This is a genomic window from Mycobacterium sp. Panama NTM2 (genome assembly GCF_054355555.1).
Window position 1 is genome coordinate 3,693,118 of the sequence record NZ_CM135953.1, and the last position, 12,268, is coordinate 3,705,385.

Annotated in this window: 15 protein-coding genes and 1 tRNA gene; 8 read left to right on the plus strand and 8 right to left on the minus strand. The window is 67.6% G+C overall.

Translation table 11 applies throughout. The features are described from left to right. Nucleotides 1–84 precede the first annotated feature (84 nt). Nucleotides 85–705 carry an SACE_7040 family transcriptional regulator gene (locus ACXYX3_RS17420; RefSeq protein ID WP_241205945.1) on the plus strand — a complete coding sequence of 207 codons (621 nt, stop codon included), beginning with the start codon at nt 85–87 and terminating at the stop codon, nt 703–705. Between the two features lie 3 nt (nt 706–708). Here the strand turns inward: ACXYX3_RS17420 and ACXYX3_RS17425 are convergent, their stop codons facing one another. From ACXYX3_RS17425 to ACXYX3_RS17435, 3 genes are all read right to left on the minus strand, one after another. After that, nucleotides 709–864 carry a DUF6131 family protein gene (locus ACXYX3_RS17425; RefSeq protein WP_241205944.1) on the minus strand — a complete coding sequence of 52 codons (156 nt, stop codon included), beginning with the start codon at nt 862–864 and terminating at the stop codon, nt 709–711. 29 nt (nt 865–893) lie between these two features. Continuing rightward, nucleotides 894–1,097, minus strand: coding sequence for a hypothetical protein (locus ACXYX3_RS17430; protein WP_011781249.1), 204 nt, complete (start codon nt 1,095–1,097; stop codon nt 894–896). A 101-nt stretch (nt 1,098–1,198) separates the two neighbouring features. Continuing rightward, on the minus strand, nt 1,199–3,025 hold the full coding sequence (locus tag ACXYX3_RS17435) for an alpha/beta hydrolase family protein (protein WP_458612128.1): 1,827 nt from the start codon (nt 3,023–3,025) through the stop codon (nt 1,199–1,201). Between the two features lie 123 nt (nt 3,026–3,148). Here ACXYX3_RS17435 and ACXYX3_RS17440 point away from each other — a divergent pair, with 123 nt between their 5' ends. Further along, complete coding sequence (locus tag ACXYX3_RS17440; protein WP_458608374.1) at nt 3,149–3,943, plus strand: MmpS family transport accessory protein; 795 nt, start codon at nt 3,149–3,151, stop codon at nt 3,941–3,943. Here the strand turns inward: ACXYX3_RS17440 and ACXYX3_RS17445 are convergent. Further along, nucleotides 3,940–5,259: an MFS transporter gene (locus ACXYX3_RS17445; protein WP_458608375.1), complete on the minus strand. Its 1,320-nt coding sequence runs from the start codon at nt 5,257–5,259 to the stop codon at nt 3,940–3,942. The genes ACXYX3_RS17440 and ACXYX3_RS17445 overlap by 4 nt on opposite strands. A 26-nt stretch (nt 5,260–5,285) precedes the next feature. Here ACXYX3_RS17445 and cmrA point away from each other — a divergent pair, with 26 nt between their 5' ends. Then, nucleotides 5,286–6,092, plus strand: coding sequence for a mycolate reductase (gene cmrA, locus ACXYX3_RS17450; RefSeq protein ID WP_241205941.1), 807 nt, complete (start codon nt 5,286–5,288; stop codon nt 6,090–6,092). Nucleotides 6,093–6,102: 10 nt separating this feature from the next. On the opposite strand, the gene ACXYX3_RS17455 is transcribed toward cmrA, so the two are convergent. Then, entirely contained in the window at nt 6,103–7,695 is a 1,593-nt protein-coding gene (locus tag ACXYX3_RS17455) for a helicase HerA-like domain-containing protein (RefSeq protein ID WP_458608376.1), read from the minus strand. Between the two features lie 43 nt (nt 7,696–7,738). Here ACXYX3_RS17455 and orn point away from each other — a divergent pair, with 43 nt between their 5' ends. Then, entirely contained in the window at nt 7,739–8,374 is a 636-nt protein-coding gene (gene orn, locus ACXYX3_RS17460) for an oligoribonuclease (RefSeq protein WP_458608377.1), read from the plus strand. A gap of 28 nt (nt 8,375–8,402) precedes the next feature. Beyond that, nucleotides 8,403–8,478: transfer RNA gene (locus ACXYX3_RS17465), tRNA-His, on the plus strand. A 98-nt stretch (nt 8,479–8,576) separates the two neighbouring features. Here the strand turns inward: ACXYX3_RS17465 and ACXYX3_RS17470 are convergent. Next, the gene (locus ACXYX3_RS17470; RefSeq protein ID WP_458608378.1) at nt 8,577–8,789 is read right to left on the minus strand and encodes a hypothetical protein; all 213 of its coding nucleotides are present in this window, start codon (nt 8,787–8,789) and stop codon (nt 8,577–8,579) included. Between the two features lie 101 nt (nt 8,790–8,890). Between ACXYX3_RS17470 and ACXYX3_RS17475 the strand changes: the two genes are divergently transcribed. Continuing rightward, nucleotides 8,891–9,823, plus strand: coding sequence for a hypothetical protein (locus ACXYX3_RS17475; RefSeq protein ID WP_458608380.1), 933 nt, complete (start codon nt 8,891–8,893; stop codon nt 9,821–9,823). 4 nt (nt 9,824–9,827) lie between these two features. Here ACXYX3_RS17475 and ACXYX3_RS17480 read toward each other — a convergent pair whose 3' ends face one another. Then, nucleotides 9,828–10,196: a tyrosine-type recombinase/integrase gene (locus ACXYX3_RS17480; protein WP_458612129.1), complete on the minus strand. Its 369-nt coding sequence runs from the start codon at nt 10,194–10,196 to the stop codon at nt 9,828–9,830. A gap of 76 nt (nt 10,197–10,272) precedes the next feature. Between ACXYX3_RS17480 and ACXYX3_RS17485 the strand changes: the two genes are divergently transcribed. Both ACXYX3_RS17485 and ACXYX3_RS17490 read left to right on the plus strand, forming a co-directional pair. Continuing rightward, a complete protein-coding gene (locus ACXYX3_RS17485) occupies nt 10,273–10,461 on the plus strand; it encodes a hypothetical protein (protein WP_458608381.1) in 189 nt (62 codons plus the stop codon). A gap of 27 nt (nt 10,462–10,488) precedes the next feature. Then, entirely contained in the window at nt 10,489–11,070 is a 582-nt protein-coding gene (locus ACXYX3_RS17490) for a hypothetical protein (RefSeq protein WP_458608382.1), read from the plus strand. Nucleotides 11,071–11,090: 20 nt separating this feature from the next. On the opposite strand, the gene ACXYX3_RS17495 is transcribed toward ACXYX3_RS17490, so the two are convergent. Continuing rightward, complete coding sequence (locus ACXYX3_RS17495; RefSeq protein WP_458608383.1) at nt 11,091–12,263, minus strand: hypothetical protein; 1,173 nt, start codon at nt 12,261–12,263, stop codon at nt 11,091–11,093. Nucleotides 12,264–12,268: the final 5 nt, after the last annotated feature.

The following is a 12,268-nucleotide window of genomic DNA, read 5'->3' on the forward strand; positions in this document are numbered from 1 at the left end:
CACGTCGAGTTAATGATGACTAACCGGTGGTATGTTAATCACAATTAACTCGCAGTGTCCATCACCGGATCGGCAGGATGCGTCATGACCACCACCGACGCCACGTCCCCGCGCAACCGCGCCAAGTCGGATCGGCGCAGCCAATTGATCGCGGCGGCAGAACACCTCTTCGCCGAACACGGGTATCTGGCGGTCAGACTCGAAGACATCGGCGCCGCCGTGGGCGTCAGTGGACCCGCGATCTACCGCCACTTCCCCAACAAGGAATCGCTGTTGACCGAGCTGCTCGTCGGTATCAGCGCGCGGCTGCGGGCGGGGGCTTCCGAGGTCGCCGCCTCCACTGCAGACCCCGACGCGGCATTGGCGGCGCTCATCGATTTCCATCTCGACTTCGCGTTCGGCGAGCCGGACCTCATCCGCATCCAGGACCGCGATCTCAACAACCTGCCGGCGCCGGCCAAGCGTCAGGTGCGCCGCTCGCAACGCGAATACGTCGAGATCTGGGCCGGGGTGCTCCGGCGTCGCGAGTCGGGATTGTCGGAAGCATCAGCCCGGGTGATGGCACATGCCACGTTCGGCCTGCTGAACTCGACGGCCCACAGCATCAAACCGGGCAGCACGAAAGCGGCCGAGGCCTCGTCGCGGACCGTCCTGCGGGCGATGACGGTGGCGGCGCTGACCTCGGCCGAAATCCATTCCGCGTGAGCGTCAATACCAGGCTCGGCGACCGCCGACGGGGCGGCCGATCGAGCCGAGCACCCAGAACACCGCGCCGATCACGAGCAGGACGACGCCGATGTACAGGATGGTCGAGATGTTCAAGAACCAGCCCAGCAGCAGCAGGATCACGCCCAGAACGATCATGACTCCTCCAATCTCCGACGGGTCAGTCGCTACTGACTCGGTTGGGGCACGTTGCAATCCGTGACTTTCGGATTCACACCCGCATAGTTGAGCGGTCCGGCGACGACCGTGAGCGCAATGCTTCCGGCAGTGGCACAGTTGGCCTCACCACCGGAGAAGTAATCGCGTTGGTAGGCGGCGAACACCCCGATCAACAACCAGACGAGCACAATGACGCCGAGAATTCCTCGCATGTCCTGCCTCCTCCGTCATGGCACCCCAACGAGGCGCGCAGTCGGGTTTACCCGGCAGATAATTACGGTAAACACCGCTATCAAGCCGGCGCGGTAGCACCTCAGCCGGCGAACGCGGCAGTCAGCCAGCTGGTCATGGCTTTCAGAAGTACTGCACGGTTTTCGCGTTTGTCGATCTCGTGTCCGTCATCGTCGAACAGCAGCAGCTCAGCGTGCTTGCCCTGCTCGACCAGAGTCTCGTACATCTGCTGGGATTCGCTGGGCGGGACGTTGGTGTCGTTGAGGCCGTGTACCAGGAGCAGCGGTGCCGTGATCGCCTCCGCGCGGGGCAGCGGTGAGAGCTGCTCGAGCAGATCCTGATCGCTGACCGGATGCCCGTATTTCGGGTAGGCGGCCGCGGCGATCCACTGCTCGGTGGTGCGGTACCAGTTGTTGAGGTCGCTCATCCCGCAGATGCTGATGCCTGCGGCGAACGCGTCGGGATGGAACGCCAACGCCGCCTGCGTGAGATATCCACCGTAGGACCAGCCGCAGCACGCGACGCACCCGCGGGGCGCGTAGGAGTTGTCGACCAGGAACCGCACCGCGTCGGCGACGTCGTCGATTGCGGCGAACCGCTTCTCCCGATCGTCGGCGTGCATGAACGACCGGCCGAAGCCGCCCGAGCCACGCACGTTCGGCAGGAACACACAGATGCCCGCTTCGAGCAGACCGGGGAAGAACTCGTTGTATCCCGGCCTGCCCTGCCCTTCGGGACCGCCGTGCAGGAACAGCATCGCGCCGATGGTCGCCACCCCGTCGGGCGGGCGGAACAGCCAGCCGGTGAACGCCAGACCGTCGCGCGCGGTGACGGTCTCCAGCGTCGGGTCGGCCGACACCGGACCGCGGCTCGGTTCGCGATCGACCGTCTCCCACTCGCGGGTGCGCGGGTCGACGAGCTCGACGGTCGGTGGCATGGACGGCCCCTCGACCGTCAGCGCCAGCATCGATCCGCCGGCGCTGATCGACAGCTCGCTGGCCACCATGCCGGGCAGCGGAATCGGGTCGTAGAGCGTGTAGTCGGCGTACTCGAGGATCTGTAACTCGCTGGCGCCGTGCCGGTTCCACAGCATCGCGACGGTGGACAGGTCGTCGCTGACGGTGAATTCGTCGAGTTCACACCCGGGCCGCTCGGCGACGACGTGGTAGGCGACGCCGTCGGCGGTGACCGTAACCTCGAGCAGCCGCGCGTGCTCGGTGCCGTTCTCACTTCGGATCAGCGCGCGCACGTACCCTTCGGTGCTGTTGACGTCGTAGTCGCGCGCCGGGTGGTAGAGCTTGGTCTGTTCGCCCTCGGGTCCGTACCGCAGCCGGCGCGGGCTGTGATCGTCGAGGATGATGCCGGTGTCCGTGGTCGAGCCGGGGTCGAACGGCAGCAGGCCGGTCTCGGTGAGGCCACGCAGCATGATGAGGTCGCGGTAGCCACGCGGCCCCACGCGCACCAGGGACGCGCCGCACCATGCGTCGACCAGGCGGCCCGCGGAGCGCCGGTCGAGCACGATCGTCGAGCCGTCGGCCGGATCGATCAGGCACGAGCTGCCCACGCCGTCCTCACCGGTGAGGATGGCCGCGACCCGCGTGCCGTCCCAGCTGATCAGTTCGGCGGTGCCCTCGACCCCCGACGGCCAGTGGTCGATACGCCGCGCCGCGCGATCGTCGGGATCGGTTGTGACAACCCAGATCTGGCTGCGGGTGCCACCGACGGGTGAGACCTGGCACGCCAGCCAGTGGCCGTCGGCCGAGTGCAGGACACGGGTGACGGGCCCGTCGACGGGCAATTCCACATCGCGCGACGAGCTGGCCCGCCAGCCTCGGAGGAACCGCTGCACCGCGCGCGGGTATCCCCCGTCGTCGACCAGATGGGCGAACGCGGTGGCGTCGGGGGACATCGACGCCCCGTAGACCCGGCGAACCTGCTGTGCCACGGTGCTCGATTCTCACACGGTCCGCGGGCGACGGCGCCTCGGGCCGCCGCGGCGCCGCCACAGGTACCCTGCAGCCATGAGGTGGGTATGACGGATTCCCCCGACGGACGTCGCGATGAGCCGACGCAAGCCTTCGGCGGCGGTTACCCCACCTATCCCGGTTACTCCGACCCCGCCTACGCCGGGCAGGCCTACCCGCCGCCCACTGGCTACCGCCCCACCGAGCAGCTGCCGCCGTATTCGCCCTACGGGTACGACCCGTACGGCACCGGCCAGTATCCGCCCGGCCCCGCGTACGGCAGTGGTCCCGCTGCCTACGGCGGTGAACCGCCGCCCCCGCCGGAGGACCCCAAGCCGCCGCGGTGGCTGTGGGTCGTCGCGGGACTGGCCGTCCTGACGATCATCGGCCTGGTCATCGCCCTGGTGATCGTCAACAGCTCACGACAGCAGACCGTGATGGCACCCGCACCGGTCGCGCCGGAACCGACTGCCACGTCGAGCCGGCCGACGCCGACGACGACGACGTCGCGCCCGCCGCTCACCTCGGTCCTACCGCTGCCCACGGCGCCGTCGGCACCCATCACCACCCCGGAGCAGACGACCACACCCGGCGCGACCGACACGGTCGTCTACACCGTGTCGGGCACCGGGCGCGTCATCAACATCACCTACGTCGATACCGGCGGCCTGCTCCAGACCGAGTTCAACGTGATGTTGCCGTGGACCCGGGAGGTCTCGCTGCCCCAGCCCGCGGAGCGCTCGGCCAGCGTCAGCATCATCAACGTGGGCCGGGAGGTGACGTGCTCGATCACCGTCAACGGCACCGAGGTCCAGCAGCGCGAAGGCGCCGGTCTGACGGTCTGCGCGGCGGGTCGGCGCTAACCGGCGACGTGCCTGCCCGGCACGCGCACGCACGCGAACGCGACCAGACCCATCACGAGCACGACCAGCAGACCGCCCAGTCCGGCGCGGTCGCTGTCGAAGACGTCGATGAACACCGAGAACAGCCACGGCGCCAGGAACGTCGCCGCGCGCCCCGCGGTGGCGTAGAGGCCGAACGTGATGCCCTCCTTGCCGTGCATGGCCATCCGCATCATCAGCGTGCGCGCTGAGGCCAGCACCGGCCCGATGAACAGGCACAGCGACAGCCCGAGGATCCAGAAAGCGACGGCGCCGGACAGCGCCATCAACGTGATCCCGACAGCGATCATCGTCACCAGGGACGCGACGATGACCCTTTTGGCGCCCAGCCGGTCATGGGCGTACCCGCCGATGACGGAACCGACGGCGGCGATCACGCAGGCCGCGATGCCGAACAGCAGCACATCGGCCGACGAGATGCCGTACACCTGGACGCCCAACACGGCACCGAAGGTGAACACGCCGGCCAGACCGTCGCGGAACAACGCGCTGGCGCCCAGGTAGTAGATGACGTTGCGGTCGCGGCGCCACTCGGCGCGGACCTCCTGCCAGATTTGACGGTAGGCGCCGACGAAGCCCACCCGCTGCGGCAGCACACCCGTGCCCGCGGGGCCGCGCAGCAACAGCGGCAGCGCGAAGAGCGCGAACCAGACCGCCACCAAAAGCATTGCCGCACGCACGTTCTGACCGTCGGCGGCGGGCAGGCTCAGCAGCCCGCGGGTGTCGCCGGTGCCGGAGATGAAGCCGACGTAGACGATGACCAGCACCACCACACTGCCGACGAAGCCCGCGCCCAACCCCATTCCGGACACCCGGCCCGCGGTCTGCGGGGTGGACAGCTCGCGCAGCATCGCGTTGTAGGGCACCGTGGACAGCTCGCTCAGCGCCGCGGTGGCGGCCAGCATCACCAAGCCCGGCAGCAGGAAACGGTGGTCGTCGCGGATCAGACTCATCGACGCGACGAGCACCACCATCGCCCCGGTGAGCAGCGCGAGCGCCCGGCGCCGCCGCCCCGGCGCGTCCACCCATACCCCCGTGACCGGCGCGAAGAGCGCCACCGTCAGTCCGGCGATCGCCAGCGCCCGGCCCAGCCAGCTCGCCGGACTGGCGTCGCCCGGGAGATCGTCGCCCACCGCGTTGGTCAAATACACCGAGAACACGAATGTCACCACGATCGCGTTGACGGGGGTGGCGCCGAAATCCCACAGCACCCAGGCCGCGACGCGGGATCGCACCGGACCGGCGACAGGAGCCTGGACCGGAGGCGACTCGCTCATGGACGCCCACGATATAGTCAGCGCCCATGCCCGTCCCCGGACCCAGTGCGCAGGCGCGCGCGGTCGTCACCGGCGCGTCCCAGAACATCGGCGAGGCGCTGGCCGTCGAGCTCGCGGCCCGCGGCCACCACCTGATCATCACCGCCCGCCGCGGCGAGGTGCTCGAGGCGCTCGCCGAACGCATCCGCAGCCAGTACGGCGTCACCGTCGAGGTGCGCGCGGTCGACCTGGCCGACCCGGCCGGCCGCGCCGAGTTGTGCACCGAGCTGGCAGAGCGCGAGATATCGATCCTGTGCGCCAACGCCGGGACCGCGACGTTCGGGCCCGTGGTGACGCTGGACCCGGCAGAGGAACGCAAACAGGTGCAGCTCAACGTGCTCGGGGTGCACGACCTGGTGCTCGCCGTGCTGCCCGGCATGGTGGCGCGGCGGGCCGGCGGCATCCTGATCTCCGGCTCCGCGGCGGGCAACTCCCCCATCCCGAACAACGCCACCTACGCGGCGACGAAGGCGTTCGCCAACACCTTCAGTGAATCGCTGCGCGGTGAGGTGAAATCGGCCGGCGTGCACGTCACCGTGCTGGCGCCCGGGCCGGTGCGCACCGAACTGCCCGATCCCGATGAGCAGTCGCTGGTCGAGCGGCTGATCCCCGACTTCTTGTGGATCGACACCGAGTACACCGCGAAGGTGTCGCTCGACGGGCTGGACCGCAACAAGATGCGCGTCGTTCCCGGCATCACGTCGAAGGCGATGTCGGCGGCCAGCGGCTACGCACCGCGCGCGATCGTCGCGCCGATCGTGGGCGCGGTGTACAAGAAGCTCGGCGGCGACTGACTGCGCCTGACTACCGCCGCCGGCGGCGGCGTCCGGTGCCGAAGATGCTGCGGGTGATCTCGCGGCCGATCACCGTCCCGGCCGAGCGCATGGCGCTCTTGAACGCCGGACTGTCCATCACGGTGTCGAGGAAACCTGGCTCGCGCGGCTGCACCGGTTCCGGCATCGGCGGCAGATCCCACGGCTGCGGCAGCGGAATCTGTTGCGGGACAGGCTGTTCCGCGAGCGACGAGGCCGCAGGCGAGGCGAGCTTGGCCGCCAGCCTCTCGTAGGCCGACTCCCGGTCGACAGTCTGGCCGTATTCGGCCTGCAGTGGGCTCGCAGCCGCCGCGGCTCGAATCGCGTCGGGTCCGATCGTGTCCATCAGCGAACGCGGTGCACGCACTCGGGTCCAAGCCACCGGCGTCGGCACCCCGGTCTCCGACAGCACCGTCACGATCGCCTCACCGATGCCCAGCGATGTCAACGCGGACTGCAGGTCGTAATCGTCGGTCTTCGGGTAGGTGCGCACCGTCTTGTTCAGCGCCTTCTCGTCGTCCGGGGTGAACGCGCGCAGCGCGTGCTGGATGCGCGCACCGAGCTGGCTGAGCACGTCCTTGGGCACGTCGGTGGGCAGCTGGGTGCAGAAGAAGACGCCGACGCCCTTGGACCGGATGAGCTTGACGGTCTGCTCGACCTGCGTCAGGAACGCCTTCGACGCGTCGGCGAACAGCAGATGGGCTTCGTCGAAGACGAACACCAGCTTGGGTTTGTCGACATCGCCGACCTCGGGCAGCATCGTGAACAGATCAGCCAGCACCCACATCAGGAACGTCGAGAACATCGCCGGGCGGGTGGCCTGCGCACCGAGCTCGAGCAGTGAGATCACCCCGCGACCGGAGGCGTCGACGCGCAGTAAATCCGCGGGCTCGAGCTCCGGTTCGCCGAAGAACGTGTCGCCGCCGTCGGCCTCGAGGTTGATGAGTGCGCGCAGGATCACGCCGGCGGTGGTCGTCGACACCGCGCCGAGCGCTTTGAGTTCGGGTTTGCCCTGCTCACTGGTCAGGTACTGGATCACCGAGCGAAGATCCTTGACGTCGAGCAGCGGCAGGCCCTGCTGATCCGCCCAGTGGAAGATCAGCCCCAGCGTCGACTCCTGAGTTTGGTTCAGGCCCAACACCTTCGACAGCAGGATCGGCCCGAAGCTGCTGATGGTGGCGCGCACCGGCACCCCGGAGCCCGACGTGCCCAAGGACAGGAACTCCACCGGGAAGGATGCCGGCATCCACGCATCCCCGGTGTCGGCGGCGCGCTGGGTGACCTTGTCGCCCCCGGCACCGGGACGAGACAGCCCGGACAGGTCGCCTTTCACGTCGGCCATCAGCACCGGCACGCCGGCTTCGGACAGCTGCTCGGCGAGCATCTGCAGCGTCTTGGTCTTGCCGGTGCCTGTGGCACCGGCGACCAGGCCGTGCCGATTGACCGTCGCCAGCGGGATGCGCACTCGCGCGGTCGGATCGCTGACGCCATCGACGACGACGGACCCGAGTTCGAGTGCGGGCCCCTCACCGGCGTAGCCCGCCGCGATCCGCTGCGCCGCGCTGCTGGACGACTCCGTCACCATGCGTCGCACCTTAGTGCGGTGTGAGGAATTAGGGTGGATCGCTGTGCGTGACGAATTGGTGTGGATCGACTGCGAGATGACCGGCTTGGACCTGGGGTCCGATCGACTCATCGAGATCGCCGTCTTGGTGACCGACTCGGAGCTCAACATCCTCGGCGACGGTATCGACGTGGTGATCCACGCCGAGGAGGACGCGCTCACGTCCATGGTCGACGTCGTCACCCAGATGCACACCAAGTCGGGGCTGATCGACGAGGTCCGGACGTCGACGATCGATCTCGCCACCGCCGAGACCATGGCGCTGGACTACATCCGCGAACACGTCAAACAGGCCAAGACGGCACCGCTGTGCGGCAACTCGATCGCCACCGATCGCGGCTTCCTGGCCCGCGACATGCCCAAGCTCGACGACTACCTGCATTACCGGATGATCGACGTCAGCTCGATCAAGGAACTGTGCCGCCGCTGGTATCCCCGCATCTACTTCGGCCAGCCGGAGAAAGGTCTGACTCACCGCGCGCTCGCCGACATCCACGAATCGATCCGCGAGCTGAAGTACTACCGGCAAACCGCGTTCGTGCCGCCGCCCGGGCCCGCGACCAGCGAGATCGCGGCGATCGCGGCCCAGTTGGGCCCGACATCGACAACTGATTCGGCTGACGGGGGTCCCACCGGCTAGTATCGACGACGCCGCGCGAGCGGCAATGGTGGCTGTAGTTCAGTTGGTAGAGCACCAGGTTGTGATCCTGGCTGTCGCGGGTTCGAGTCCCGTCAGCCACCCCAGCTGAAACATCGCCCCACCTGCATATTCGCGGGTGGGGCGATGTCCGTTTCGGGGTCCATGCAACGGATCATGCAATAGTGGCCCGCCAGCGCGGCGGTCAGGTGGTCTCGCGTCCGCCCATCTCGTTGCGGACCTCGGCGCGCAAGTCGTCCTCGGACAGCTCGACGCCGGTTTCCTTGCGGTAGGCGTCGATGACGTAGGCGACCGCACGATCCTCGGTGAGGCCGTCGGGGATGTTGATGGTCCGGTCGAACTGCTCGGTGACCTGACGCTTGATCTCTTCCTCGAAGTCGTCCGAGAACGATGCCATCGGGCACTCCCTCCTGTGGTTGCGGGTGGGCGCAGTGTAGGCGCGCCCGCCGACACCCAGCGGTCGTCGGAGGTGTCGGCCTCCGTCAATAACATGGATCTGTGGACACCATGGCTGCGCCACCGGCGCTGACGCGCGCAACGTTGCGCGACGCGATCACGGAGGCGCTCTACCCTATTAGCGCCTACGAGCTGGCGGACATCTGCGTGGCGTTCGGTCTTGCGGAGAAAGGACCGGACGAAGACGACCCGTTCCTGAGCAAGCGGGCCTACATCAAGCGCCGGGTCAACACCATGTCCCGCGACGACCTCCTCGACCTCGCACGCAAGGTTCATGAGGAGTACCCGACAGACGAGCTAGCCGTGCTGGTCGGCTCCCCCGGCTACCGCGGTGTTGACGGCGAGATGAAGAACCTGATCTTCGCCGCCAACGGCGCGAAGCCGAAGATCGTGCTCACCGACGCCGTCAACAACACGATCGACATCGTTGAGAACGCCGACAAGTGCCTGGTGTACGACCGCCCCCTCGCCGAGAACGGCCTGTCCTGGCGCGAGTTGGTGGCATGGTGGAGCAGCGAGCACGACCCAACCACCGGAACCGAGCGTGATGCCGCACACCACCTCTACAACCGCCTGCGCGCGTCGATGGGCGACAACGAAGCCGAACAGTTCTTGTTCGCCGAGTACGGGAAGCGATACGGCACCCTCGGGTTCGACCAACCGGCCCTGATCCCACAGATCTACCTCCACTACGACCCGTATACCAAGCGGACGGGAGCCACGCTGCTTCGACAGCGGATGGACTTCCTGATGCTGCTGCCGGGACGGCGGCGCGTGGTGTTGGAAATCGACGGCAAGAAGCATTACTCCCGCGACGACGGGAACGCAGATCCGCGACGCTACGCCGAAATGGTCGCCGCCGACCGGGAACTGACGCTCGCCGGATACGAGGTGTACCGGTTTGGCGGTCAGGAATTGGTTGATCGCGCCGCCGCGTCGACCATGCTGGATCGCTTCTTCAACGACCTGTTCTGACTCCTCAATCGGTGCCGGACACCGCCGCCGCGAACCGGTCCACCGCCGACCGCTGCATCGTCGGCGTGACGTGGGAATAGATGTCCATCGTGGTGGTGAACGTGGTGTGGCCGAGGCGTTCCTGCACCACCTTCGGGTTCTCCCCCGCCTCCAACAGCACCGTCGCGTGCGTGTGGCGCAGACCGTGCAGCGTGATCACCGGCAGCGCGTCGGTGCCCAGAGCCTTACGGGCCTTGGCCACGCGGCGGGTGAACATTTCCGACACCGACATGGGGTTGCGCGGTGTCCCGTCGATGGTGCCGAACACCACCGCGTCCGCTCGGGTGAAGTCCAACGCCACCGAACCGCGTTCAGCGCGCCACCGCCTGAGCACCTTCGCCGTCTCGGCGTCGATCTCCACGGGGCGCGCCCGGGTCGCCGGGTACCTACCCGACCTCGAGGCCCAAGCGGTGACTTGGGAGGCCGGTCAGCACCATCCCGACCGGGTGGCCGCGGCAGTGGTGGCCCACGACGTGCTGGCGCATACCGTCGGTCACTACGTCCACTTTGTGAGCCCCATCGACACCGTCCGACGCGCCCGCGAGGGCAAGCTTCCACCGCCACCCGCCTGGATGCGCCGCCGGATCGGCGGACAGTGAGGCGCCTAGGCCGATAGCTTCGGCTCCGTGGACCTCGCCAACGTCATCATCAGCGGAGTCAGCGCAGCCGTGGCCTTGGGGTCGGCCATTGCGGCGGGCGTATCGGCGTTGCGGTCCCGCGAAGCCAAGCGGATCGCCGAGGAGAAACGGGACGAGGCCGTGCAGGCGGCGAAGGACGTCGCGTCCGACGTCGGTCGGATCGCAACGGTGCAGGAGTCTCGCCAGCGTGCCGAGGAGGCGCGCAACACCGCTGAGCAGTCCGCGCAGGCGTCCAGCGTGTTGATCGTGCTCTCTGAGGTGCAGCGAGGTTTCAGCGGCTGGAAGGTTCACAACGAGAGCAGTCAGCCCGTCACGAACGTCGTGGTTAGCGGCCTGGCGGGCGCGCAGATCGTTGTCTACCTGGGTTCAGAGCCGGAGCCGCGGTCCGAGTACGTCGAGCCCACGGTGGGCGCATATCAGCAGTCTCGGTTGATGTTTCGGCCCACTGGCACTGATGCCGTCCACGCGGACGCCTCCGAGATCGAGCGGATGGCGCTGCGGTTCACCGACGCACGCCAGCAGACGTGGGAGAAGATCGGCAGCCAACCCGTGCGGCCAGTTGTCTCCTAATCGGTTGATCGACGCTTCCGTCACCCCCGCTGGAAGCCGCGGGGCGTGATCGGCAGATACGACCGTCGACCCGTCGAGACAAGCTGACGGTCACGCTCGCGAGCGGGCAGCGGCACCGGACGAATCACCATCGCGGGAGCCGCTCGCTCCGGCGACCACGGTCGAGGGATGTGGTAGCCGACGATGCGGTGATCGGTACCGTCCACGGTGCCGTCCGGCTTCACCTTGATCAGTTCGTGGGTCGCGCGCTTGAGCAGGTTCATCGCCTGCATCGTGGTGCCCCACACGGCGATCTCGACCGCCGCCTTGCTGATGTAGGTGATGGACCCGCTTTCGCCCAGGTACCGGCGGCGGGCAACGTCCCACAGGGAGTCCAGCGCCTTGGTGATCAGCACCGACACCGCCAGTTCGCGGCCGGGGTTCGAGTCCTCCATGGTGAGCCACCAGTGCGCCTCGTTCTTCGCCGCTTCAGGGTGCCCCTTCCTGTGCAGGTAGACGTGGACCGGACCCTCGTGAATAGTGACCGGCTCGCCGTCCATCGGCTGCCACGACACTTTCGCCTCGTCGTCATCGACTGCGACCGCGCTCACCCCGTGCTTGACCGCGTTGTAGACGAAGGCGTCACCGAGAACCCGGTTGGCGCAGTCGATCAGCAACATGGCCAGCGCGTCGATGGCGTCCTCGAACTCGTCATCGGTGAGTTGCACTACCGCGTCGACGCGGCTGGTCCCACCTAGAAACACGGTGGCGATCTGCTCGCGGTTAAACCCTGCGTCGAGCGCGGCGTCGAGCTTCGCCTTGTACTCGCGGAAGTCCGTCGAAGCCGACATGCCGAGCCACGGGCATTCGGGGTGCTCGGTATGCGCGAAGAACATCCGCAGCAGCGTCTCGGAGGCGTGGTTGGCGATGGTCACCGCCTCCATGCGCATGTACCGCTGTCGAGCCTCCGAAGTCGGCGGTGGCATCGCGCCGAGGTACGCGGCACCGATGGTTCGGTCGGTCCCGTACAGCGGGGCGAGCTGGTCGTCGCTGCACGCCATCAGCGACAGCGACTCGATGCGCATCTTGATGAACTCCGCCGGGTCGGCGGTGTAGAACACGGCGTTCAGCTCCGGGTATTGGCTGGGGTCGAGCCGACGGCCCTTCGGATCGTTCTTTTCCCACGGCTTCGGCCCACCTCGATACTTGCCCATGAACG

Coding starts and splice junctions, on each gene's coding strand:
- ACXYX3_RS17425 (WP_241205944.1), bottom strand. CDS start 864: ATGATCGTTCTGGGCGTGATCCTGCTGCTGCTGGGCTGGTTCTTGAAC.
- ACXYX3_RS17440 (WP_458608374.1), top strand. CDS start 3,149: ATGACGGATTCCCCCGACGGACGTCGCGATGAGCCGACGCAAGCCTTC.
- ACXYX3_RS17430 (WP_011781249.1), bottom strand. CDS start 1,097: ATGCGAGGAATTCTCGGCGTCATTGTGCTCGTCTGGTTGTTGATCGGG.
- ACXYX3_RS17495 (WP_458608383.1), bottom strand. CDS start 12,263: ATGGGCAAGTATCGAGGTGGGCCGAAGCCGTGGGAAAAGAACGATCCG.
- ACXYX3_RS17435 (WP_458612128.1), bottom strand. CDS start 3,025: ATGTCCCCCGACGCCACCGCGTTCGCCCATCTGGTCGACGACGGGGGA.
- cmrA (WP_241205941.1), top strand. CDS start 5,286: ATGCCCGTCCCCGGACCCAGTGCGCAGGCGCGCGCGGTCGTCACCGGC.
- ACXYX3_RS17455 (WP_458608376.1), bottom strand. CDS start 7,695: ATGGTGACGGAGTCGTCCAGCAGCGCGGCGCAGCGGATCGCGGCGGGC.
- ACXYX3_RS17420 (WP_241205945.1), top strand. CDS start 85: ATGACCACCACCGACGCCACGTCCCCGCGCAACCGCGCCAAGTCGGAT.
- ACXYX3_RS17445 (WP_458608375.1), bottom strand. CDS start 5,259: ATGAGCGAGTCGCCTCCGGTCCAGGCTCCTGTCGCCGGTCCGGTGCGA.
- ACXYX3_RS17470 (WP_458608378.1), bottom strand. CDS start 8,789: ATGGCATCGTTCTCGGACGACTTCGAGGAAGAGATCAAGCGTCAGGTC.